Source organism: Escherichia sp. MOD1-EC7003 (assembly GCF_002965065.1).
Lineage (GTDB): Bacteria > Pseudomonadota > Gammaproteobacteria > Enterobacterales > Enterobacteriaceae > Escherichia.
In genome coordinates this window covers 1-24,197 of the sequence record NZ_PTRE01000134.1, presented here as the reverse complement: position 1 = coordinate 24,197, position 24,197 = coordinate 1, and the positions used below count along the sequence as shown (strand labels likewise).

Genomic DNA, 24,197 nt, shown 5'->3' with positions numbered 1-24,197 from the left:
GACCGCTAACGACGCATGTGCCAGACGCCGTGTTACAACCAAATATGGTGGCCCCTACCGGACTTGAACCGGTGACCGTGCGATTATGAGTCGCCAGCTCTAACCACTGAGCTAAAGGGCCGGATTACTGTTTCCTGAGTGCTTCTATGACGCCAGCAATACCGCCTACAACTATGCCAGCAATGACAACGAGAACAATTGGATGCTTGTCAGCAAAATCCCAGAAGCCCATCACTGATCCTTAGAAGCTGTTTTTAATATCGGCCATACCAATGTTACAGCTACTGCTACCAACGCCCCGTCGGATAAAACCGACAGGATTGTGCTGGTGAAATCCACCAGCACAGATAGCACGAGAAAAACCAAAGCCAGAATTAGACGTGCTTTTATAACCATCAGATATACTGTTCCAGTGGCAATTGAAGAGCCTGGGCAATTTTCTTCAATTGCTCCTGCTCTTCTGCCCCAATGCCATCCTGGTCAGCAATATCAATGCATAGGCACAGAACATCTACCGCATCATTAGTTCCAGACACGTCAGCCAGTTCACGTAAAGCCTGGGCATTCGCTCGGCGCGGCGAGGCTTCATATTGAGCGCGAATATTGGCGCTCATCTGGGCAATTTCACCGGAGAACGGCGCAAAGGCAGGAAGTGCTGCAATGGTTTTTTCCAACACTGCAATTTCTTTCGCATCGCAGGTGCCGTCAGAGTATGCAATGGAATATGCGCCCCAGACAGTCGCTTCCACCGCATCACGGTTTTCCATCTTCTTGACTCCGCCAGCCGCTTTGCGGAATTTCTTTTTGAGAATGCCGAGCATTTATTAACCTCATTACTGGTTGGGAAATAAGGTTGCGGTGCCGGGTGCTTCCCGGTGTCCTTTGGCTGGTTATCCACCATGGACGGGGAAATAAGGAGAAATAATGGACAGATATAACCATTTCCCCGCGTGCGCTTAGCCGCATTCACCGCAACGGAAAGAGCATTCCTGGTGGACCTGTAGATTGGGATATGAACCCGTTACAGGAGAATGCTCTTACCTGTTACGTGCTCCGTTTCGTGGAGCTAACGGCGGGTGATCGGGCCGCACCAGACTGGACTTATTTCAGCGTTATGCTCATGCCAGAGAATCAAACTGTGATGGTCGGTGCTGAACTCCGACACAGGGTTGTAGCAAGCCCCGCAAAGCGCGCACTACTGTAGTTGCGGCACATCAGCCTGTGCATTCACCACAATGTTGAGAACACTGGTTGTCACGCTGCAACGCAACATTTATTCGTAGATTGGGATATGACCCCGTTACGCCAGTGTTCTCAACGTTGTAGTGCCGGTTACGGTTCCGGCCAGGCCTCTTCCTCAACGGGGTGTTCTCCATACGGACTACCGTTTATTGGTCGTTCCTGCGGTTTATGTTGTGAAGCCAGATGCTTATCTTCTGGTTGCTTCAAAGAGCTGCACTTCATCACAACGGTAAGAGCACTCGATGCATTTAAGCCAAGCCCCATAAGGGAGAATGCCCTTACCTGTTGTGTTGTGATGACCGGTGCTGATCTCCGGCTTGCGGTTATTTCAGACTCTCACGGGCGTTTAATTGCCCCGCCGAACAGCTCTTTTCCGCAATAGCTGCAATGTCTTTCGCGCATCAGCCTGCGCATTCATCACAACGGTAAGGGTACTTCGTAGGGATTCGAACCCTCTGCCAAGCTCGGCGATCTCCGACGTCGCAAAATACCCTTACCTGTTGTGCTGGTGCCGATTAACGGACTCGAACCGCTGACATCCTGCTTACAAGGCAGGCGCTCTACCAACTGAGCTAAACCGGCATTGGCGATGGTGGATGGATTTGAACCATCGACCCGTTGATTAACAGTCAACCGCTCTAACCGCTGAGCTACACCATCACTTGCCGGGTACGTCTCCGGCGAGGGCTTCCACCTCCGTATGCTTTTCGGCGCACCGCGCCCTGGCTGCAATTCGGTAACAGGGGATGCACAACCCTGGCTTCCAGCGTGATTAGCGCTTTCAGCATGACGGGATATACCCGTAAATTCGTGGAACTGTACCCAAAGTGCTGTTAAGCACCGCTGTTACGCTGAAAAGAAAACGCAACAGGAAAGGACGCTGACCAACAGATGGCCCCTTCTCGTTCATCTGGTTAATCACACCAGCGCCCTTACCTGTTGTGCCTCCCCGTTCCCTAATACACAGACGGGGACACTCTGCGGTCGATTTTTTGACGGGGGACGACTCATACCCCGTGGCATCTGGCTTCTTAGGCCGCTACCATCATCAGATCATCGTTTGCATTTACTTTAATGGTCAGTTTCTAAACCGCCGCAAAGTCGCTAACCATGACGAAAACCCTGAAAAAAAACGCCCACCCGAAGATGGGCAAACTGGAAGCTCGTAACGCACTTCGGAGTTGCCACTTAGGCGCATGGTCAACCTGGCAACTCGGTGGTTTGTCTGGGAGGACTAGGCCCAGCCATGCTTACCGCCGCGCCTGTCGCGGCTAACAGCTAAATCGCTCTATAAATCACGATTCATTGAGGCGATATTACACTAATAAATTTATTAGAGCAATATACCCAAAACGTCATGAGCTACACCTCGAGTGTCCCCCTTACAAGACACAGAACGTCTGGCAAAAAGAGGTTCCACTCTGAAGCCACTGTCATGATAAAGCTCTCTGATGTTTGGCGCGCCACTGTTAGTAATGAGAACCTTTGCACCTCGACGATGAGCATCCGTCAACAGAGACACCAGGCGTTTTTGCTCTTCAAACTTAAAGTCATGACCGGAATAGTTCGTGAATCCCTCTGTATTTGGAAGCGGTTCATACGGCGGATCGCAAAAGATGACATCTCCTTCTCCGGCAGCTTCAATCACCGCTGCAAAATCACCGCATACAAACTCAGACCGCCCTTCCGCACCGAGGAAGGCTTCCATCTCCTGTAATGGGAAATACGGAGTTTTATACTTCCCATAACCGACATTGAACTCACCGGCCTGGTTGTAACGCGTCAATCCGTTAAAACAATGTCGGTTCAGGAACAAAAACGCCGCTGCGCGATGTAAATCATCATAGACTTGTTTATTAAACGCATTCCGTACTGCCAGGTATCCTTCCTGTGTGTTGTAGTCCTGGAAGAAACGATGTGCCAGAGTGATAAGTGAATGCGCCTCGCGTTGCAGAGTCTTGTAAAAGTTAATCAGGTCAGCATTCACATCATTTAGCAGATTTTCCTGGTATCCGGCATTCATGAAGACAGCTCCGCCACCAACGAAAGGTTCAATCAGGCGCTTCCCTTCTGGCAAATAGCGAAAGATTTGTTCCAGAACACCAAATTTTCCACCAGCCCATTTGAATATGGACCGTTCGAATTCTGCCGCTGGTTTAACTTTTCGCTCTTTTGTTTCACTTCCTTCTTTCTGCCGACATACGGCCTTAGTAATCCGATCGCCAATCCAGCGCATTACTGGTATTGCCATACTATTGCCGATCGCTTTGTAACGCGGTCCGTCAGCTGCAAGCATCGCGGCCTCTTCTTCGCTTAAATCAGGATAGTTATTGCGAAGGTATGCCAGTTCATCTGAAGAAACTTTTTTACGCTTTTCCGTAGGGATCAACGTATGCCCATCAGGAAAACCTTGCAGCCTTTCACATTCGACAGGGGTAAGACGGCGTATTCTACCGTCGCCGAGCAATACAATTGGTGCTTCATGGTTACATGTTAAAGTTGGTGCCGAATTATCGGTTTTTATCTCAGCCCCTCCTTGCCCATGTGCCATGGCAACTATGTTTGTATCATCGCAAGATCTGATAGCGATGTTTGAAGTATATCTGGTAGTTTCCTTCCCCTCGCCTCTGCTCGGCGCAATATCCCGGCGCACGCCTTCGAACTCAAAAAGTACCGTTGCGGGATCGAGGTCTGTTCGAGCACTTGCGACAACAAACACGCGTCGGCGTCGTTGTGCCACTCCGAAGTATTGGGCATCAAGGATTCTCCAGGCCACCTTTCGCTGCGGCCCATAAATACAACCACACTGCGGCCACTTTGGAGCATGGCAACCGGTTTTGCCATCCCACCGCCAGAACGCGTTACTTTTTCCTGATTCAGGTCGATCACCTGGTTCAAATGGCGCATCTTCTCCAGCCAATCCGGCAAGGAAACATCCGAAGGCGTTATCTGCCGATGACAAGACTCCTGGGACATTTTCCCAGACAATAACGGCTGGTTTGAGAAATGACTCAGCCCGTTTGTCGTCAATTGCATTTGCAAGCTCCACATACTTTAAAGTTAGCGCGCCACGCTCATCATCAAGCCCACCACGTAATCCCGCGATACTGAATGCCTGACAGTTATGGACCACCGCACCATTGAGGATATAGGAATGATCACCTTCGACTTCTATGTTGTATACAGTATCTAGGCCTACCGATTTAAACTCTTTGACTGTTCGTAAAAGCATTCCATGAGCCAATCTTGATTTACGTGACAATTTCTGCGGGCAGATTGTTACCTGATAATAATTCCGTTGATTTACCACGCGATCCTCGATCACTTTTTTGGGCTCAACTTCAATAAAGCTGACCGAAGAAACATAACCACAAGTCTGTGACAACCCCGCAACGCCCCAAGCAAGCGCAGGACTAACACTATTAATTCTAAATCCCGCTTTACCACTTGGTGTCCCATCAGTATCAAGATAGCCTTGTAAAAACACATGACGCAATGGATGCGACATCACCCATGCAGGGATACGCTTAGCATGGCTTAACTCGCCAAAATGTTCATTAAGCCAATTGGCATAACACGTATCATTCAAGGTTACTTTGATGCTCCCTCGGATTTCGCTTGCCACGGAAAATATGTTTTCTGGTATGCGGCAATGAAACTTTCTCAATTTCTGGCAATTTATGCCAAAAACAACCGCCTTCTTAGATTTACCTCTCCATCTCCTAATATATCCATCGCCAACATAAGCGCCCGCAAGATACATAGCCTGTTCTTCAGACAAGAACCGAGAACAAATATCTGGAGATGCAATATTGAAATTAGTTAGAGCGCACCATTGATATCCCGGCATATCACATGCTGCTCGCCATTCCGGTTCAGACAACAACTCTCTCTTAAAATATGTGCCATTTTTCCGGGTGTTTTGGGCTTTCCACCGAACAGCCAGGAAGGGATGGTCATTGGTTGTTCTTATACCTAAAGGCTGCCCAACGGCATTAAGTAACCCCGTATTAGCTATTTTTGAACCAACTCTTTTTACTTGTTGTAACCGCCCGAGATGACTGACTACGTAATCGCCAGGGCAAACATCTTCTATTGGTTTATAACCATTTTTACAAAGAACCATATGCCCCGCGGTAAAACATGGTGTTCCCCCGACGAGCACGTCAGGGGATTCGATTTCCCCAGCCAAGACTTTTTTGGCAAGTTTTGTCATGTCGCCAAGGTTGGCGACATGGGGCCAGCGGAGCGCAAGAACGGCCGATGGAAAAGGCTCGATTTCAGCAAACCAAACCGGACGCATACCCAACGGTTCCCAGGCAATACTCGCGGCTTCAATTCCACTGCAAACAGATCCATAGCACAGCTCTTTCACTGCTTAGCCTCTCCACCAAGGGCATTTACCAGAGCATCAACCAGGCACGAAATTTCACTGGTCAATAGGAAGAAATCTGCGTCCAGTCGCTGCGCAACATCTTCACTATCAATATCAGAGTTCTGCTCAAGCAATTCATCCGCAAAATTGACGCTGGTAATGCTGAAGTTATGGTCCAGTGTAAATTTAATGCGGTTCTGCCAGTCGAGTGCCAACTTAGTGACGAGCTTGCCAGCTTCCAGGTGTGTGGAAATTTCATCGCTTCCCAAATCCTGCTTTTTCACTCGGGCGATACCGCCATCCTCAAGCACTGCCTTAAGTTCTGCCGCATCCCCCATTTGAAATCCCTGTGGAGCACTAGCATCACGTACCCAGTCGGTCAGCGTTAACTCAATGGGATTTTCAACACTTAGTGGCACAACAGGAAGAGAACCCAGAGACTTACGCATAAGCGCGAGCATATCCTCTGCCTGCCGCGCGCTGGCATTGATATAGATACGTTTAGTTGAACCGTCGTAGATCGCCTGGATAACAGAAAACTTTGAAAAAGCCCGTGGCAGAAGAGAATGCAGAACTTCGTCTTTCAGGGAGTCCTTCTCTGTTTTCTTCAGTTTACGCGCTTGTTCTTGCTCAAGTTTTTCAATTTTTTCTTGAATAGCTCGCTGGATAACCGGCGGGGGAAGAATTTTTGTTTCGCGCTTTGCTTCAACAAGGATAAAACCATTTCCATGCATAGCGATAACTTCGGAATTATCACCAAATGGCGATACAAAACCGAACTTGGCCATATCCTGACTACCGCATGGCGTGAAAAGGATCATTTTCTTTTTATCTTCTAAGTCGGTCAGATCCGCCTCACGAGAAAGTTTATAAATAGTAATATTTTTCCAGTGCTTAAACATGTTGTAACCCTTGAATATCAACCACAGAAAGCTCGTCTTTGTAGAAAAAGGCCAAGTTGTGGCACCCCCTCGTTTGAGCGTATGAGCTGGGACCAATTTCGTTCTTCCAGACAAATGGCTTCAAATCCGTACGGCGAAGCATAAAAACGCGATTTGTTCCGCTCTGATTCCCAATGAGGCAAAAGCCTTCTTTCACCTTGATAGCCTGCAAGTTGTCGAGTTCACCGCTGGTTACACGGCTATCGAACTCCTTGCGGCTTATTAGCTCCATCTGCATCTGACGACTCCAAACAAATGCCCATTGAAGGGCGATGGCTGAATGGTACCGAAAACACGATATAAAAAACAATATTTATTAGAGCAATTTTGTAATAAGTAAACGCCATACAGACCACAAATAACCTAAGTTAAAATAACGAAAATCAGAGCAAATCATTGGTGACGACGTGGCAAGTATTGCAACAAAAGACAGCATTTGTTCGGGGCACGGAGGATTCCCATCCAGGCCTCCTGTAGAGAGTGAACCACTACTTAAAGTCAACGGAGTCGAAGTGTTAGTTGATGGTAAGCAATATGCACAGCATACCGATGGAAACAGTACGCACGGTGGGCAAGCTATATCAACCAGGGCATGGTTTACCGTCAATGGTAAAGGGATCGTATGCGTTGGTGACCCTGTTTCATGCGGATCTACCGTAGCGTCCGGAGACGGCCTAGTTCAGGTAAGTTAGGAGATATCATGCTGGAAAAAGACTACCAGTTATCCGCATATAAAAAATTGGCCGCAGCCGGTGGGATGAAAACACTTGGTGCCATAACATCGGCACGAAACAGTGCTAACACGGCAAAACAGCTTGCAGAAGAATTGATCGGATTAATTTTGGATACAATTGTCTATCCCGACACTATTACCAGTTATGTTTCAACGATCAGAACAACCACAACAGGCTTAACGAACATTGTCGAACTGGCAACTAAGCACGCGGACCTGTTGGCTGGTTATGCAGATCTGTCAATGCTGCTTCAACTCGATATTGGTTGGGATGTTTACTGCCGTGCTAATGAGCGAGAAGTTTCAGAACTGCCGATCTCTATTGCCATTGGTGATGTGACTATTACTAAATCGCTTGAGGACGCTGTAAACGCGCTTAATACATCAAGTTTAGTTGCTGCTATGGGGGAGATTAACCAGACCCTTAACACTGGCTCAGGAAGCTCGTCAGGCTCTGGTTCAGGCGGCGGCACTGCCACTCCCCCACCAGCACTAACAGAAGAGCAAATTGAATCTCTGAAAGTAGCAACTGAACAGTTTGGGGTTGTTTTCAACCAGACAACAGCGCCCACAACTGCGTTACAACAGCAGTATGAACGAGCGAATGAAAGCGCCAACGTAGCCATAACTGCTTATAACCATGCTATCGGTACCGCGCTTGCGGAAGCATCAGCAAATAAGGCCAGCACAGCCAGCGCAGTTGCCGCTTTGGTTCCTGATTCTGTTCTTGATGAATTAAACAAAGCGGCACAGTAACAAAGGACTTCATTGATAATTTTTCTTCAGGAGGAAGACATGTCATTCTTTTCTACGTTAAAAACAGCTTTGTCTTTGAAGGAGAAACTTGCTGCTACTGGTGTTCTTGTTCTGATTTGCGCACTTGTTGGTGCTGGGTTTGCATGGGAACGTCATCAGCTAAAGCAAGCCATGGAGAAAATTGGCAGTCTTGATCAGGCTGTTAAGGAACGTGATAAGTCAATAATGGATCTTAACCAGACCATTGAGACGATGAACAAAGCAGAGCAACATTTTCACAGCCAGGAAGTGAAAAATGAATCAGAACAAGCCAAATATGCTGACAGGCAAATGGAACGAAAAGCTGAAGTTCAGAAACAACTGGTTGCGTCGGGTAGTGTTCGCCAGCGCATTCCTGTTGACACTCAGCGGTTGCTCCGGGAGTCGATCAGCGAATTTAACGCCGACAAAGGTTAATCACCCTGCCCCCAAAAGTGCGTTTATGTGCAGGATGCCAGAGTTTAGCAGTGAATATTTTGATGATCTGCCAGCCTATATCCTTGATACAGAAACGATGCTGATGGGGATTAACAGGAAGAATCGCAACGTTAATGATTACAACCACGCTATCAGTGGTAACTAAAAGGGATTTTTATGTCTGATAAAGTAACAGTAAAGCAAACTATCAACAAAGCGACTTCAATCTACAAAATTGAGCAAATCACTGTTGGCAAGCCAGGATCTGAACAATACCGTCATGCTTTCGAGCTTGCCGATCAGCTTGGTTTAAAACACCCGGATTGCATCGAGCATGTATTTCCGACCTATGCTGATGAGCAATGCACTCATGTTCTTACCGAAGAGGATTTTTTCAGCACTGAAGAACGAGAAGGCGTTGATCGCTGCATTGGTGTGATTTGTTCTTCGGTAAGTGATGAGTTATTCCCTAATGTGCCTGAATATGGTGGTATTGGATACCAGTTCCTGTATGAAGGCGATGAGCTTAAATGCTATGAACATGGTCTTCTTATCGAAAGCGTAGAATAATACCCTTCCTTCCAACCGGCTATGTTGGCCGGTTTATTCAACTTATCCACAGCATAGATCCAATAAACAGATCCTAAAGAGAACCTAGGAAGATCCAAAGAAGATCCCGGATCGCTGTAAGCCGCGTCATTACTGGCCTGAAATGGGATCAACATTGACTATACGCGATTTTATGTTGACTGTGCACGATTTATTGTTGACTGCACGCGATTTATTGTTGACTATACGCGACAGAAACATTGACTGTAAGCGATTTTAGAGTCTGAATATTCACAGCTGTTGATAACAGCCATCCAAATTGACGTCAGGCCGCGCCACACATGGAGAAACCGTGATGCCGGAAGAAAGTAAAGGCTTCCTTAGCGTTGAAGAAGTTGCAGGAAATACAGGAGAAATCCACAGCCTGAAGCCCAATAACAACAGCACTATACAACCCATCGCTTTGTTGCGCTTAGGTGTGTTTGTGCCAACCTTAAAATCTACCAATGTGGCGCTACGTCGCGGATCGTCAGTTACAACAAACACAACGAACGCAACTGAAGAACTATCAAGCCTCAAAATTGTTGAGCAGGAAGGCTATGAGGGAATTGAAATTCATGGTCCACGCCTGGATATGGATACTGATTTTAAGGTGTGGGTGGGCATAACTTCCGCGTTGTTTGACTACGCACCTGATGATGACGGCATAATCACCCTGCCATTCTCCGAGTTTGCCGATCGATGCGGCTATCCACGTAAGCGCCTTTCAAAGGCGTTCCGTAAAAGTATTGATGACTCTCTGACACGCATTCAGCAGACAGTTGTCAAATTCCGCTTCCCGGCGGCAAAAGGTCATCTCAATAACATTAACGTCAACTTGTTGGCATATAGCAGCCTGAATACCGAGCTTGATGTTATCGAGATCCAGCCGCAGAAACAGCTATCTGAACTTTACTATGTTGACTATAAGCGAATCCTGAAGCTGAAGATGCTGGATAAGCTCGGGCGCAAAGAGACGGCCAAGGTACTGTATACATTCTTTGAGGCTCTACCCGCCAACCCGGCACCTGTCAGCATTGAGCGCCTTAGAGCAAGGCTTAATCTCAAATCATCCGTTAGCGTGCAAAATAGCGTTATCAGAAAAGCCATGAAAGATTTGGAAGCTATTGAATATCTTAAATTTTCAGAAATAAAAAACGGCAGGAAAATCGGCTTCCAGATCCATAAGCGCAATCCATAATATTGACTATATGCGATAGCGAGAAGTTGACTATAGGCGACATTCGTTGACGCTGGTGGATTTTTGCTGGCGTCAATATTCTGCAAGTCGCTATTGAGATGGCTTTTAGGGTCATTTCATCGCGTATAGTCAACGTTTCTCCCGACAATATCTTACATAGTCGATCTTTGGTGGAGTTAAATCGACTACAGTCAACTTTTGACTGTAGTCACATCGCGCATAGTCAACTATTCACATTAACTTTCGCGCATAGTCAACATTTGCGCGGTTCTCATCAAGCAGTGGTATTGATATGCAAGAAGAGAAACAACACTACCTCTACGTTCTGGTGCCGGAGAATGGAGATACTTTTAAAATCGGCATTTCATGTGGTCCATTGGCACGGTTTAAAGGACTACAAGTGAGTCCCGATTTTGCGCTTTCACGGGTCTATCGTGGTACGCGTTTGGCAATGGTTAATCTTGAGCGGGCTTTACACGCAACCTTTTTCCCCTGGAATGCGCCGTGGGAGAAAAGCGCTGGTGGCGGGCATACTGAATGGTTTACACGAGAGTGTCTTGATAAGGTTTTGGCTCATATCGAATATCTAAATGATATGTGGGGAGGGATTCTCGAGCGCATTAAGTCGAATGATTTACTTCAGCGTCCAGTAGATGCTGCCCGCTCTTTCGAAAAAGAGCTGGATGTTACTTCTATCGTGACTTTCAAAGATGACGCAGGAATGAGGGACGTGGCTTATGTCTCCATATCTGGCTATGAACCGGACGCGATCCGCGCTCAATGTGAATTGCTGAAAGCAATATTTATGCTTCGGACTAAATATTCCTGGGAGACAAGGCGGGTGTGCTTCCCTATGGAAGAGTTAACCGCCACCATTGATTCCCAGCTTTACCACGATAATCCAGAGAAGTTTTTTAGCCTTTTAGCCGGTAATGGGCTTAACTGTGTGTCCGGGCTGGGGCGAAGTAGAATCCAACATGCCTCGCTCTTCGGTCCCTTCTTTTACGATCGACACGGGTACTTTGAGGCTGAACTTCCGGCGCTTACGCGTGCTATAGATACTATCGATTTCGAACGATTATTCGCTGCTCTTAGCAAATAACACTGATGCCCCTGAACGGGGCTTTTTTGTGCCCTCCTTGTAACTCTCAATCGTGCAAAATGAACCAAACATGCAGAGAATGCTATGTACAAGCATCTGTGCATACATTATTATTTTATGCAGCATTTTTAATTAAATTCAAAAATACAGCATAAAGGATGGCTTTCGATGAGTGATTCCAGCCAGCTTCACAAGGTTGCTCAAAGAGCAAACAGAATGCTCAATGTTCTGACTGAACAAGTACAGTTGCAAAAGGATGAGCTACACGCGAACGAGTTTTACCAGGTCTATGCGAAAGCGGCACTGGCAAAATTGCCTCTACTGACTCGAGCGAACGTTGACTATGCCGTGAGTGAAATGGAAGAAAAGGGTTATGTTTTCGATAAACGCCCTGCTGGCTCTTCAATGAAATATGCGATGTCAATTCAGAACATCATTGACATATATGAACATCGCGGAGTGCCAAAATACCGGGATCGCTACAGCGAAGCGTATGTGATTTTCATCTCCAATCTTAAAGGCGGTGTGTCAAAAACTGTATCGACGGTTTCTCTGGCGCATGCAATGCGTGCTCACCCTCATCTTCTGATGGAAGATTTAAGGATTCTGGTTATTGACCTTGATCCGCAATCTTCAGCAACGATGTTTTTAAGCCATAAACACTCTATTGGTATCGTAAACGCAACATCTGCACAGGCTATGTTGCAGAATGTAAGCCGTGAAGAGCTGTTAGAGGAGTTTATTGTTCCTTCTGTTGTACCTGGGGTTGACGTTATGCCTGCGTCGATTGACGATGCCTTTATTGCATCCGATTGGAGAGAGCTGTGCAATGAGCATCTACCGGGTCAGAACATCCATGCTGTCCTGAAAGAAAATGTGATTGATAAGCTGAAGAGCGATTATGACTTTATCCTCGTTGATAGTGGTCCTCACCTTGACGCCTTCCTGAAAAATGCTTTGGCCTCGGCCAATATACTGTTTACACCTCTGCCGCCTGCAACGGTTGATTTCCACTCATCGCTTAAATACGTTGCCCGCCTTCCTGAGTTGGTGAAACTCATTTCGGATGAAGGCTGCGAGTGCCAGCTTGCGACTAACATTGGTTTTATGTCCAAGTTGAGTAACAAGGCAGACCATAAGTATTGCCATAGCCTGGCTAAAGAAGTGTTCGGTGGGGATATGCTTGATGTCGTCCTCCCTCGCCTTGACGGTTTTGAACGCTGCGGCGAGTCTTTTGACACTGTTATTTCAGCTAACCCGGCAACGTATGTTGGTAGTGCTGATGCATTGAAGAACGCGCGAATTGCCGCGGAAGATTTTGCTAAAGCAGTTTTTGACCGTATTGAATTTATCAGATCTAACTGAGGAGTAAGAAACCCCCATGTCAAAGAAAAACAGACCAACAATTGGGCGAACCCTTAATCCTTCAATATTAAGCGGATTTGATAGTTCTTCAGCCTCTGGCGATCGAGTCGAGCAGGTATTCAAGTTATCAACTGGTCGCCAGGCCACATTTATTGAAGAGGTAATACCTCCGAACCAGGTAGAAAGCGATACCTTTGTTGATCAGCATAACAACGGGCGTGACCAGGCATCTCTTACGCCAAAATCATTAAAAAGTATCCGAAGCACTATTAAGCATCAGCAATTTTACCCTGCAATAGGTGTTAGACGGGCTACAGGGAAAATTGAAATTTTGGATGGTTCCCGGCGTCGAGCTTCTGCCATCTTAGAGAACGTAGGGTTGCGGGTTTTAGTCACGGACCAGGAGATCAGCGTTCAGGAAGCGCAAAATTTAGCGAAAGACGTTCAGACAGCATTGCAGCACAGCATTCGAGAAATAGGTCTGCGTTTGATGCGAATGAAAAATGATGGGATGAGTCAGAAGGATATTGCAGCCAAAGAAGGGCTGTCTCAGGCGAAGGTCACGCGTGCTCTCCAGGCAGCGAGTGCTCCGGAAGAATTAGTCGCCCTTTTCCCTGTGCAGTCGGAATTAACCTTTTCGGACTACAAAACGCTTTGTGCTGTTGGCGACGAAATGGGGAACAAGAATTTAGAGTTTGATCAGCTTATTCAAAACATATCCCCGGAAATAAACGACATCTTATCCATTGAAGAAATGGCCGAAGATGAAGTTAAAAATAAAATCCTGCGCTTGATAACAAAGGAAGCCTCACTACTCACGGATAAAGGTTCTAAAGATAAGTCCGTAGTTACTGAATTATGGAAATTTGAGGACAAGGATCGCTTTGCAAGGAAGCGCGTGAAAGGCCGTGCATTTTCTTATGAGTTTAATCGACTTTCAAAAGAGCTACAGGAAGAACTCGACAGGATGATTGGGCATATCCTTAGAAAGAGCCTCGATAAAAAGCCGAAGCCTTAAACTTTCGCCATTCAAATTTCACTATTAACCTACTGTTTTTAAAGTAAATCCATCTAAAATTTCAAGGTGAAATCGCCACGATTTCACCTTGGATTTTACCTTCCGCCCCTACTCCCGAAAAAAATAAAAAAATTGCTTGTCACGAGAAAGTCAACAAGTGACTTTCAATAAAATCTCTTCCGAAAAGGGATTCACACAAGTGCCTTGTGTTTAAGGAAGAGTAAATTGAGTAACTTACGCGAATACCAGAATCGTATTGCAGATATCGCAAAACGCTCTAAAGCTGTGCTTGGCTGGGCAAGCACTGCGCAGTTCGGTACTGATAACCAATTCATTAAAGATGATGCCGCGCGTGCCGCATCTATCCTTGAAGCTGCACGTAAAGACCCGGTTTTTGCGGGTATCTCTGATAATGCCACCGCTCAAATCGCTACAGCGTGGGCAAGTGCACTGGCTGACTACGCCGCAGCACATAAATCTATGCCGCGTCCGGAAATTCTGGCCTCCTGCCACCAGACGCTGGAAAACTGCCTGATTGATTCCACCCGCAATAGCATGGATGCCACTAATAAAGCGATGCTGGAATCCGTCGCAGCAGAGATGATGAGCGTTTCTGACGGTGTTATGCGTCTGCCTTTATTCCTCGCGATGATCCTGCCTGTTCAGTTGGGGGCCGCTACCGCTGATGCGTGTACCTTCATTCCGGTTACGCGTGACCAGTCAGACATCTATGAAGTCTTTAACGTGGCAGGTTCCTCTTTTAGTTCTTATGCTGCTGGTGATGTTCTGGACATGCAATCCGTCGGGGTGTACAGCCAGTTACGCCGCCGCTATGTGCTGGTGGCAAGCTCCGATGGCACCAGCAAAACCGCAACCTTCAAGATGGAAGACTTCGAAGGCCAGAATGTACCAATCCGAAAAGGTCGTACTAACATCTACGTTAACCGTATTAAGTCTGTTGTTGATAACGGTTCCGGCAGCCTACTTCACTCGTTTACTAATGCTGCTGGTGAGCAAATCACTGTTACCTGCTCTCTGAACTACAACATTGGTCAGATTGCCCTGTCGTTCTCCAAAGCGCCGGATAAAGGCACTGAGATCGCAATTGAGACGGAAATCAATATTGAAGCCGCTCCTGAGCTGATCCCGCTGATCAACCACGAAATGAAGAAATACACCCTGTTCCCAAGCCAGTTCGTTATCGCGGCTGAGCACACGGTACAGGCGGCGTATGAAGCACAGCGTGAATTTGGTCTGGACCTGGGTTCCCTACAGTTCCGCACCCTGAAGGAATACCTGTCTCATGAACAGGATATGCTGCGTCTTCGCATCATGATCTGGCGTACTCTTGCGACCGACACCTTTGACATCGCTCTGCCGGTTAACCAGTCCTTTGATGTATGGGCAACCATCATTCGTGGCAAATTCCAGACTGTATATCGCGACATTATTGAGCGCGTTAAATCTTCTGGTGCGATGGGGATGTTTGCTGGTGCTGATGCAGCATCTTTCTTCAAACAGTTGCCGAAGGATTTCTTCCAGCCAGCCGAAGACTATATCCAGACTCCGTATGTTCACTACATCGGTACCCTGTTCGGTAACGTGAAAGTGTACGAAGTACCTGCTGGTATTTGTAAGAACTTAACGACAGAGAACATTCAGTTCAGCTCGATGGATGTGCTGTGCTACGTCCGTGATGAAAATCCAGGTAAAGCAGGCTTCGTGACTGGTGATGCTGTCCCGGCCATCCCGTTCCAGCATCCGACCACTCCGGCGCTGGTCAACCGTACCACGCTGTGGGGTTCGGCTATCAACGATATGCACCCACGCAACGGCGCTGATTACTTCACTCGTGTAACGCTGACAATGGCCAAAAAAGGCGGGCTTAACTTCATAAGCGGCGACACGATTGATGCCGGTGACTCTGAGTAATCAGGGGAAGTTCTCCGTTTAACATAGCGCCCCCGTGCGGGGCGCATAACAGGGAAAGTTATGTCTCAATATTCAATTCAACAGTCATTAGGTAATGCATCCGGCGTCGCGGTTAGCCCGATCAATGCCGATGCGACGTTATCTACCGGTGTTGCATTAAATAGCAGCTTGTGGGCTGGTATTGGCGTATTTGCGCGTGGCAAGCCGTTTACTGTTCTTGCGGTTACTGAGTCCAATTACGAAGATGTTCTCGGCGAACCGCTGAAGCCGTCTTCCGGCTCACAGTTCGAACCAATTCGCCATGTATACGAAGCTATTCAGCAAACGTCTGGTTATGTTGTCCGTGCTGTTCCGGATGATGCGAAGTTCCCGATTATTATGTTCGATGAATCAGGCGAACCGGCTTACAGTGCGTTGCCATACGGTTCTGAAATTGAACTTGATAGCGGCGAAGCCTTTGCTATCTACGTTGATGATGGTGATCCGTGTATTTCACCTACCCGTGAGTTAACCATCGAAACGGCAACAGCGGACAGCGCGGGTAATGAACGCTTCCTCTTAAAACTGACCCAGACGACTTCGCTCGGCGTGGTAACGACCCTGGAGACACACACTGTGTCTTTGGCGGAAGAAGCGAAAGATGACATGGGCCGCTTGTGTTATCTGCCTACGGCTCTGGAAGCCCGTTCTAAATATCTGCGCGCGGTTGTTAATGAAGAGCTGATTTCGACGGCGAAAGTAACAAATAAAAAATCGTTGGCGTTCACTGGTGGTACCAACGGTGATCAGTCGAAAATCTCAACCGCTGCGTACCTGCGTGCGGTGAAAGTGCTGAACAATGCGCCGTACATGTACACCGCTGTTCTTGGCCTGGGCTGCTATGACAATGCGGCTATCACCGCATTAGGTAAAATCTGTGCAGATCGCCTGATTGATGGCTTCTTTGATGTCAAACCGACATTAACGTACGCAGAAGCACTACCAGCTGTTGAGGATACCGGTTTACTTGGTACCGATTATGTAAGCTGTTCTGTCTATCACTACCCGTTCTCCTGCAAAGACAAATGGACCCAATCCCGTGTGGTCTTTGGTCTGTCTGGCGTGGCGTATGCGGCGAAAGCTCGTGGCGTCAAGAAAAACTCTGATGTCGGCGGTTGGCATTACTCACCGGCTGGTGAAGAACGTGCCGTCATTGCTCGTGCGTCAATTCAACCGCTGTATCCGGAAGATACCCCGGACGAAGAAGCAATGGTCAAGGGCCGTCTCAATAAAGTATCTGTTGGCACCTCTGGCCAGATGATCATTGACGATGCTTTAACTTGCTGCACGCAGGATAACTATCTGCACTTCCAGCACGTCCCATCCCTGATGAATGCAATCAGCCGTTTCTTTGTCCAGTTAGCCCGACAGATGAAGCATAGCCCGGACGGTATTACTGCGGCTGGCCTGACTAAAGGGATGACCAAACTTTTAGATCGCTTTGTCGCCTCCGGCGCTCTGGTGGCTCCTCGTGATCCTGATGCTGACGGTACAGAACCGTATGTGCTGAAAGTTACGCAGGCGGAATTCGATAAATGGGAAGTAGTCTGGGCCTGCTGCCCGACTGGCGTAGCCCGTCGTATCCAGGGCGTACCGCTGCTTATTAAGTAAGGGAATACAATGAGCAAAAACTTTTTTCAATCCGGGGCATTTTTGGGGAATGGACTGTCTCGTTTCGCTTTGAACTCTGATCCTGTGCAGCTGATGGAGTCTGCCCGAGCAAGCGCCGAACCGCCAACAGATCCGGTTATTAATAATAATCCGGAACCGGCGGCACAGACTAACGATAACATTCCATCTGCCCCGGCTCCTGAGCAAATCCTGGAAGGGAAAGACGGTAAAGAATGGACCGTCGAACAGGCGCACCAGATGATTCTGGAAGCTGCAAATCGAAGTGCTATGCAGAATGCGTTGAGTGATGCGGCCGACGCCGTTTTCGCCTGGGCTGATAGCGGTGATCTGACTTTCGACTCCCTTGATGGTTTCGTTCAGGCTATCGCTGGTATCTCTGATGACGACGACTCCGAAGTTACAGAAGAACAGGACGATGCCTATAACGAAGCATGGGCAAATGTTGCTGACTTCCTCGCAGCATGCGGTGTAGATGATGACCTGATCGAAGCACTGGCTGACGATGAAGACGACGACGCAGCTGCTGATGTTGGTGCCTCTATCGCTGGTTTAGATAGCGACGACCGCGACGAACTGGAAGCGGCGTTTGTTGTTGCTGGCACTTCTGATGAAATGCTGACTGAAGCATTTAAGAAGGTTGTTCGTAACGGTGAGATCAAACTCATCCGTAAACGCCTGCGTAAAAAACGTCTGACTGCGGCTCAAAAATCGGCGCTGAAAAAAGCGCGTCGAAAAGCCCAGACCGGCGCGGCAAAACTTGCCCGCAAAAAGTCAATGAAACTGCGCCGTAAGCGCCTTGGCTAAAGGAGGAGGCCGGAGAACTCCGGCCTTTAACTTGAATGGCACCTATTCCTTATGGGGTTTACAGCCAGGCTGACGGTGTATCGCCATTTCTGAAAGTTACTTTAACGAACTCTCAGTACCAGGTTACCGGATATATCAGCCAGGGGGCGGCAATGAACATGGCCCAGAATTGGGAAGCGCCGTTTACCGGTATGTCCATGGGATCTGTTGCTGGTGCCTTCAGTGGTTTTGCGCAGGTTGGTACTGAAACAACGTCGGTTGCCCGTTGGAACAGCTTAATGGTTTGGGAAGGGGGAACACCGCCGACTTTCACGCTGCCAGTAACTTTCATCGCTTTGTTTGACCCATTCACGGAGGTTTCAGGAGCTATCGCCGCATTGTCAGCGATGATTAGCCCGGAACTTAAAGATGCCAGTATTGGTGGTCGAATCCCGGAGCGTGTGACGCTAAACATTGGTCGCCGGATCAACATCATTGATGTCGCTATCCAGGACATAAGTTTCGATCTCGATGCGCCCAGGGACAGCAATGGGCATTTCCTGAAAAACACCGTCAACCTCCAGTTGACCGGTTCTTCGATATATAACAGCTCCGATATTGTTCGGGCGTTCCAGTAAAAGGATTTTATATGGGGCACAATAACACTAAGGGAAACCGTAAATTTATTAAGGGCCGCTATACTGCCAACGCGGCCAAAGGCGAACGACTGGTATCTTCTGAATTCCAGCTCACTTTTGCAGGCCATGAAGATATCAGCGTACTGGTTCGCACGTCGCAAATTCCTGAAATGACCCGCGAGGATGTGGAGGACTATGGTCCGAATGGTGTGAAGTTCAACCAGCACGGACCAATTCGAAACTCTGGGGAAATCCAGGTCCAGTGCGTGGAGACTATCGAAGGCGATATTCTTCAGTTCATCAAGGATCGCATTGCGGCGAAGGACTATGTTGATATCACGATGGCTGCTACCCCTGAATCCAAATCTTCCGGGGTTAACGCTGTAACAAAAGCTGCTACAACAATTGAAATGTTGGACTGCAAAATCTACAGTGATGCAATCGACTTTAGTACCGAAGATGTGACTGCCGCTGTGCGCCCGTCACTTCGTATCGTCTACAACTGGATTGAGTGGGATTAAGAGTCATCCCTTGTATTTTAAAGCTCCTTCGGGAGCTTTTTTATTTGGAGATGAAAGGGTGCATTGAGGATACCTGACACACTAAGAGTGGCGGAGATCTCTCCCCGCCAGGTCTCTTACCTTTCAGATTCGTAGGCTGTGAAGACAGTGACCTCCGTCTGGCCGGTTCGGATTCGTACCTCGCAGAGGTCTTTCCTCGTTACCAGTGCCGTCACAATGACGGTTAAACAGATGACGATCAGAGCGATTAACATCGCTTTTTGCTGCTTCATAGCCTGCTTCTCCTTGACCTTTTGGTCGGTAAGAGGCTAATCTACGTATGCTAAGCATAGATATGGCCTCAGATTAATGTTAAGCGTCTTGCAGGACGCGTAATGTTATCTGGGGCTTTCTTCTATCTGCTTTTCGGGTAATGCCTGAAGCAGATAGCCTCAAGCACCCGCAACGATTGTATCAATGTCTGGCTTTTTTTCTATAGAAATCACCTGGAAGGGTGAATATCCACATCAGAAGAAATGTTGCAGCAAACATGATCCCTAATGGCCAGACCGCGCCAAAGAAAATCCATACTAAGATCTCCTCTGCTCGTTCTTTGCGGTCGATATCGACAAGCATTTTTCGGCTGATCATGTATACACAGAAGCCAATACAAACATATCCTGCAAAAGCGATCGCTAACTGTAAAAAATCAGATTGCATCTCCGACCTCAAACTGAAAACGCCAGGTGACTCCAGATTAGAGCAATCTATCACCCTCTGAATCCTGCCGGTATACCCCATTGTTCGTTATCTTTATTTTTGGCTAAAACCGCATTAAGAGCTTCGTTTACCGTCATGCAATGCGGCAGATTATCGAAGTTTGATATCCCGCCAATATCAGGAGAACGCTTGTCCTTCAGGTAAGCATATTTCCGCGCTGCCGCCTCTACCTTCTGCTTGAACTCATGTTTTTGAGCGCGTTTTTTGGATAACCGCAGATTGTCAGCCTTTGCTTTTGCCTCAGCGATCCATGAAGTCAATTTTTTGAGTCTGGTCGTTCCGGCACCGCCGGAAACTGATCTTTTTGTTTTTTTAACTTGTGACTTCTTATTCTTTATTGCCACGTCATCCTGACAGGGGGAGGGGGTATCATTTTGACATGGGGGTGTGGATAAAAAATTAAATAAAGCCAATGTCTTAGCGAGAACAGCTTTAACCTTGGTTGCCGCTGAAGAGATCTTTAATTTGCTTTCAATCAGCGCATTTTTGGCTTGTTGTGCGAAGGCCAAAAAGGATGGTGTAAACCGGTACAGGTTAGCGCGACGTTCACGGTGATCGCCGATAACAATCTCTACAGACAGAATTCCTTTGTTTACAGCTTCACGGAATGCACGAACGACGGTTGATTGGCTATAACCAGTTTCTGCCGCGATCAGGCGGTGAGGCTTGTGAATGAAGTATTCACTGGTTGTTGCCGCGAGATTTGCACATTGCGACAGGATATGCCCGGCGCTACGGGATAGACCGGAGTGTGTTACAAAGCAGGCCAATTCATAGCCAGAAAAAGTAAAATCGCTCATCGTTATACAGCTCAGGAAAGTGACTTTAGCCAGCATTACAATGCTGGTGGTTCTTACTACGTCTGTTAGCGCGTTGCCGCGACAGGTACCAGCACACCAGCATCAAGCAATCGCTTCATCAGCCACTGCTGACCTTTGCCGGTTATACGAGTCGTGAAAGAAATCCTGCTTCCATTGCTTGTATCGATCACGGTTTCTTTAAGGGTGAAATACCCACGGGATATGTATTCTTGTTTGGGGACGTTCCTGCGTTCACCGGTTGCGATCAGAATTCCGTTATCACGCAACCAGGTGAAGAGATAGTTTTGGCCCAGGCCGAGCACTTTGGCATAGTTGCCGATTAGAACCCCGCTGGCGGTAGCAACGCGTTCGGCGAATTCGACTTTAGGTGCATCCATCAGCATTTTTTGCTCCAGCCGTTGCTTTTGCTCTGCCAGGTCAGCAGCCAAACGGAGAGCTTCTGGGAGGCTCTTCGGAATAGCAGGTTGTAATCTTCCGGCTCGATAGTCGATAAATGTCTGGTTTACCTTCAGCCGAAACGCGGGAGAAATCCAGCCTGCGTACTCCACTGCGAGCAATTCATGGGCAAAAGTGCCGCCGCCACGGCCTTCGAACGAAACTATGCAATTCTGCATAGTTTCTTTTTCAAGCTCTTCGATGAGCTGTTTGGCTGACAGCGTTCTTAGCCATTGAGCTGGCGCTTTATGGGCACCGAGTCCGCTCGCTCTGTGTAGAGCATTAAGGTTGTAACGGCCAGCGCGGTCGGTCGTAATTTCAACACCACAAATAACAGGCAGAGTGGTTGAAGGATCGACATTTTGATGAAGGTTTGATATATTCATCTCCGCATTGAATGTTTGTTGCATTTTTTCTCCAAATTTGCATCAACCTTCAATCACCAGCTCGAAATGGTGATTCTTTGCACTTAGAAAACGAAATTTATTAGAGCAAATTTTTCTAACTCGATCCAGATCGGGTTGGACGATCTGCTCAGAAACCTGCCAGTTTGCTGGCAGGTTTTTTTCTTTTGTTAACCTATTGCTACTGGTTTTAACAAACCAGCATCAAGTAGCTTGCGAGTTAACCACTGCTGGCCTTTACCCGTTAATTGGGGCGTCAGCCGTATCTGGTAGCCATTTTCATCATCCAGCACCACTTCTTTCACCGTGAAATACCCGGCGTTGATGTACTGTTGGCGCGGTACGTTTTTGCGCGCTCCAAAAGCCATGAGAATGCCATTCTGGCGCAACCATGAGAAAAGGGCGTTTTGCTTAAGTCCAACGACCTTTGCAAAGTTCCCGATCAGGATTCCATTAGCCACTGATACCCGGTCGGCAAAATCGACTTTAGGGGCAGCGGCCACCAGCTGTTGTTCCAGCTGCATTTTCTGTTCTGCTAACTCGGCAGCCAGGCGTAGAGCTTCTGGTAATGTTTGGGGGATCGATGGGGTAGGGGAGTTTGCCTGCTGCAATTCTTCCAGTTTGTCGATCAGCGAACGGCGGACGGCTTTTGATTCGCGTGCGGCGACTCGCAGGGCTTGTTTGTAGGTCATGGTTATGACAACCATAGGCGTACCGCCACCTGGCGGCACGGTTGCACTTTTTGTGTAACCGTCCTCACCTTCTAATTCGTCGAGTATTTTTTCGATGAATTTGTTGTTCCGAACCTCTGGTTCCCCACATAACTTACGCGCTTCATTGACCATCTTTAACAGTGTCAGGCTGTCGATTGTGTCTCCGGTGTTGGGGATGATATTCACGGCTGGTGCTGGCGTAGCTGACGTAACAGGTGCTGTTTTTTCAACATTCAAATTATTACCGGTCATTCTATGTGCCTCCTTTCTCATTTCTGCTGCCACTGTTGCGTAACGTAGACGTCCTTGTTCAATCAAATAATCCCTGATCTCGGCTATCAGTAGCTTGTTGATCACAGCCTTATCTGTTCGGGTATAAAAACGTCTGGTTATCATGAAATAGTTGGCAATTGCGCCGGGGATCTCCCGTGTCGGCATACAGGCAGTATGCAGGGCGATCGCTTCGGCTATGTCATTACGGGTGACGAGAGGTTTTTTCATAAACCCCCCTGAACGTCGGCAGAGAAGGGGAGGCTCCAGTAACTAAGTGGATTGCGCGAGTTAGTTGAAAAACGGGCAGTAAAAATGCAGGGGCCGTCAGGCAATTGAGAGCGTGCTTCGTCTTCTGTTGCTGCGATAACGAAGTGATAGTGGTGTTTTTTACAGGAATAGAAACGCCAGATGAATTCTTGGCGTGCGCAAGGATTGGCATTAACCATAGTTACGGCCTCACAATCAGGTTTAACAACCTGCTACCCGCTGTCAAACAGGTGGCAGGACGTGACAGGGTTGACAGACTGGCGATTGTGAAACCAGCAGGCCGAAGCCTCCCCATCACGCCCCACCATAATTTGGGCGTAACGCGGTTTAACGGACACAAAAATACCGCAATATCGGAAATCTGCGGTTGTCCGCACAATCATTCAGGCTGTCAAACCTGGTCGCAGAATTTGCTACGACGGCGGAACTATAAGCCTGAACGATTAAAAGGTCAATATGATGCGAAAAGATAGCATTCGTGACTTAAAAATACAAATTTATTAGAGCATTGTTTGTTTAATAAATGCACAATTGGATCTAATAACCTCTTTTTTTTAAAGGCGAAAATATGTACCCTAAATGAGTTATAAGGCAGGTGAGGTTATAATGAGAAAACTATTACTACCGTTATTATTTATGGCTGGGACTGTTAATGCAGCATCAAGCGTAAAGGAGATTTGTACCGATTATACGAAATACCTTGGGCACGTTTACGGATTTGCTGTCAGTGAAGACGAATCCATGCGCAAGAAGTTACTGTCAGATATGAAGCGCCTTAAACTTTCTGAAGCGATGGTGCAGCAGGAACTGTATAAAGTCTCAACCAACGCAAATGCTAAATACCAATATTCTCGCCTATTAAACCCCGATGCAAATGAGATCAATCGAAGCACTTTCGATTATATGGTAAAGGCATGCGAAACAGCTCCTGATTTTGCTATCCCTAGCTGGGGTGTGCTGGTGGCGAGCAATGCCGTTAATAAAGAAGATGTTGGAAGAAATGGCATTGACTCAATCAGAAATGCCCCAGGAATGCGCCATCAAAACGTGCAGGGTACGCTTGAAGAACGAGCCAGGGGGCCGGGTGTAGCTCCATAATTTAATGAATAATATTAAATTCTCTGGGCATAGTGGATCTAACAATATGGACTATGCCTATAATATCTAAAACAAAAAGGATAAAAATATGAAATTATATAAGTC

Annotated in this window: 25 protein-coding genes and 3 tRNA genes; 13 read left to right on the top strand and 15 right to left on the bottom strand. The window is 47.4% G+C overall.

Annotation, left to right across the window (positions count from 1 at the left end; translation table 11 throughout):
* Positions 1 to 45 precede the first annotated feature (45 nt).
* The 8 genes from A7090_RS20275 to A7090_RS20225 form a co-directional block, all read right to left on the bottom strand.
* Positions 46 to 121 (bottom strand) — tRNA-Ile (locus tag A7090_RS20275).
* Positions 122 to 231: 110 nt separating this feature from the next.
* On the bottom strand, positions 232 to 396 hold the full coding sequence (locus A7090_RS20270; RefSeq protein ID WP_000234831.1) for a DUF3927 family protein: 165 nt from the start codon (positions 394 to 396) through the stop codon (positions 232 to 234).
* Positions 396 to 821, bottom strand: a complete 426-nt coding sequence (locus A7090_RS20265) for a tellurite resistance TerB family protein (protein WP_000900640.1) — start codon at positions 819 to 821, stop codon at positions 396 to 398. The genes A7090_RS20270 and A7090_RS20265 overlap by 1 nt, the downstream gene beginning before the upstream one ends.
* A gap of 927 nt (positions 822 to 1,748) precedes the next feature.
* A tRNA-Thr gene (locus A7090_RS20245) sits at positions 1,749 to 1,824 on the bottom strand.
* 2 nt (positions 1,825 to 1,826) lie between these two features.
* Positions 1,827 to 1,902: transfer RNA gene (locus A7090_RS20240), tRNA-Asn, on the bottom strand.
* A gap of 673 nt (positions 1,903 to 2,575) precedes the next feature.
* On the bottom strand, positions 2,576 to 5,617 hold the full coding sequence (locus A7090_RS20235) for a Dam family site-specific DNA-(adenine-N6)-methyltransferase (protein ID WP_042032537.1): 3,042 nt from the start codon (positions 5,615 to 5,617) through the stop codon (positions 2,576 to 2,578).
* Positions 5,614 to 6,519, bottom strand: a complete 906-nt coding sequence (gene rdgC / locus A7090_RS20230; RefSeq protein WP_000472525.1) for a recombination-associated protein RdgC — start codon at positions 6,517 to 6,519, stop codon at positions 5,614 to 5,616. Before rdgC ends, A7090_RS20235 begins: the two co-directional genes overlap by 4 nt.
* Positions 6,512 to 6,796 carry a hypothetical protein gene (locus tag A7090_RS20225; protein ID WP_001177860.1) on the bottom strand — a complete coding sequence of 95 codons (285 nt, stop codon included), beginning with the start codon at positions 6,794 to 6,796 and terminating at the stop codon, positions 6,512 to 6,514. Before A7090_RS20225 ends, rdgC begins: the two co-directional genes overlap by 8 nt.
* Positions 6,797 to 7,258: 462 nt before the next feature.
* Between A7090_RS20225 and A7090_RS20215 the strand changes: the two genes are divergently transcribed.
* From A7090_RS20215 to A7090_RS20170, 10 genes are all read left to right on the top strand, one after another.
* A complete protein-coding gene (locus tag A7090_RS20215) occupies positions 7,259 to 8,047 on the top strand; it encodes a hypothetical protein (RefSeq protein ID WP_000890193.1) in 789 nt (262 codons plus the stop codon).
* Positions 8,048 to 8,086: 39 nt separating this feature from the next.
* Positions 8,087 to 8,503, top strand: coding sequence for a ppfA (locus A7090_RS20210; protein WP_105275343.1), 417 nt, complete (start codon positions 8,087 to 8,089; stop codon positions 8,501 to 8,503).
* A 177-nt stretch (positions 8,504 to 8,680) separates the two neighbouring features.
* Entirely contained in the window at positions 8,681 to 9,073 is a 393-nt protein-coding gene (locus A7090_RS20205) for a hypothetical protein (protein WP_001281121.1), read from the top strand.
* Positions 9,074 to 9,407: 334 nt separating this feature from the next.
* Positions 9,408 to 10,292 carry a RepB family plasmid replication initiator protein gene (locus A7090_RS20200; protein ID WP_001113742.1) on the top strand — a complete coding sequence of 295 codons (885 nt, stop codon included), beginning with the start codon at positions 9,408 to 9,410 and terminating at the stop codon, positions 10,290 to 10,292.
* A gap of 292 nt (positions 10,293 to 10,584) precedes the next feature.
* A complete protein-coding gene (locus A7090_RS20195; RefSeq protein WP_105275342.1) occupies positions 10,585 to 11,394 on the top strand; it encodes a GIY-YIG nuclease family protein in 810 nt (269 codons plus the stop codon).
* 168 nt (positions 11,395 to 11,562) lie between these two features.
* Complete coding sequence (locus A7090_RS20190) at positions 11,563 to 12,759, top strand: AAA family ATPase (protein WP_001285362.1); 1,197 nt, start codon at positions 11,563 to 11,565, stop codon at positions 12,757 to 12,759.
* 16 nt (positions 12,760 to 12,775) lie between these two features.
* Positions 12,776 to 13,777, top strand: coding sequence for a ParB family protein (locus tag A7090_RS20185; RefSeq protein ID WP_000038866.1), 1,002 nt, complete (start codon positions 12,776 to 12,778; stop codon positions 13,775 to 13,777).
* A 225-nt stretch (positions 13,778 to 14,002) separates the two neighbouring features.
* Positions 14,003 to 15,709 (top strand): hypothetical protein, encoded by a 1,707-nt coding sequence (locus A7090_RS20180; RefSeq protein WP_105275341.1) that lies wholly within the window; start codon positions 14,003 to 14,005, stop codon positions 15,707 to 15,709.
* A 60-nt stretch (positions 15,710 to 15,769) separates the two neighbouring features.
* The gene (locus A7090_RS20175; protein ID WP_000085143.1) at positions 15,770 to 17,359 is read left to right on the top strand and encodes a hypothetical protein; all 1,590 of its coding nucleotides are present in this window, start codon (positions 15,770 to 15,772) and stop codon (positions 17,357 to 17,359) included.
* A 9-nt stretch (positions 17,360 to 17,368) separates the two neighbouring features.
* Entirely contained in the window at positions 17,369 to 18,184 is an 816-nt protein-coding gene (locus A7090_RS20170; RefSeq protein ID WP_046659860.1) for a hypothetical protein, read from the top strand.
* Positions 18,185 to 18,296: 112 nt separating this feature from the next.
* Here the strand turns inward: A7090_RS20170 and A7090_RS27365 are convergent, their stop codons facing one another.
* Positions 18,297 to 18,515, bottom strand: coding sequence for a hypothetical protein (locus A7090_RS27365; RefSeq protein WP_001345490.1), 219 nt, complete (start codon positions 18,513 to 18,515; stop codon positions 18,297 to 18,299).
* 46 nt (positions 18,516 to 18,561) lie between these two features.
* Between A7090_RS27365 and A7090_RS27360 the strand changes: the two genes are divergently transcribed.
* Both A7090_RS27360 and A7090_RS20160 read left to right on the top strand, forming a co-directional pair.
* Complete coding sequence (locus tag A7090_RS27360; protein ID WP_001373607.1) at positions 18,562 to 18,801, top strand: hypothetical protein; 240 nt, start codon at positions 18,562 to 18,564, stop codon at positions 18,799 to 18,801.
* 11 nt (positions 18,802 to 18,812) lie between these two features.
* Complete coding sequence (locus A7090_RS20160) at positions 18,813 to 19,322, top strand: hypothetical protein (protein WP_000509939.1); 510 nt, start codon at positions 18,813 to 18,815, stop codon at positions 19,320 to 19,322.
* A gap of 116 nt (positions 19,323 to 19,438) precedes the next feature.
* On the opposite strand, the gene hokD is transcribed toward A7090_RS20160, so the two are convergent.
* From hokD to A7090_RS20130, 6 genes are all read right to left on the bottom strand, one after another.
* The gene (gene hokD, locus A7090_RS20155) at positions 19,439 to 19,594 is read right to left on the bottom strand and encodes a type I toxin-antitoxin system toxin HokD (protein WP_001313475.1); all 156 of its coding nucleotides are present in this window, start codon (positions 19,592 to 19,594) and stop codon (positions 19,439 to 19,441) included.
* 181 nt (positions 19,595 to 19,775) lie between these two features.
* Positions 19,776 to 20,021: a hypothetical protein gene (locus A7090_RS20150; RefSeq protein WP_001426344.1), complete on the bottom strand. Its 246-nt coding sequence runs from the start codon at positions 20,019 to 20,021 to the stop codon at positions 19,776 to 19,778.
* Between the two features lie 50 nt (positions 20,022 to 20,071).
* Complete coding sequence (locus A7090_RS20145; RefSeq protein ID WP_001379176.1) at positions 20,072 to 20,917, bottom strand: MarR family transcriptional regulator; 846 nt, start codon at positions 20,915 to 20,917, stop codon at positions 20,072 to 20,074.
* Between the two features lie 29 nt (positions 20,918 to 20,946).
* On the bottom strand, positions 20,947 to 21,747 hold the full coding sequence (locus A7090_RS20140) for a phage antirepressor KilAC domain-containing protein (protein WP_105275340.1): 801 nt from the start codon (positions 21,745 to 21,747) through the stop codon (positions 20,947 to 20,949).
* 164 nt (positions 21,748 to 21,911) lie between these two features.
* Complete coding sequence (locus tag A7090_RS20135; protein WP_000743162.1) at positions 21,912 to 22,955, bottom strand: phage antirepressor Ant; 1,044 nt, start codon at positions 22,953 to 22,955, stop codon at positions 21,912 to 21,914.
* Positions 22,952 to 23,173 carry a host cell division inhibitor Icd-like protein gene (locus A7090_RS20130; protein WP_000245708.1) on the bottom strand — a complete coding sequence of 74 codons (222 nt, stop codon included), beginning with the start codon at positions 23,171 to 23,173 and terminating at the stop codon, positions 22,952 to 22,954. Before A7090_RS20130 ends, A7090_RS20135 begins: the two co-directional genes overlap by 4 nt.
* Before the next feature lie 427 nt (positions 23,174 to 23,600).
* Here A7090_RS20130 and A7090_RS20120 point away from each other — a divergent pair, with 427 nt between their 5' ends.
* The gene (locus tag A7090_RS20120; protein WP_001484179.1) at positions 23,601 to 24,092 is read left to right on the top strand and encodes a hypothetical protein; all 492 of its coding nucleotides are present in this window, start codon (positions 23,601 to 23,603) and stop codon (positions 24,090 to 24,092) included.
* Positions 24,093 to 24,197 lie beyond the last annotated feature (105 nt).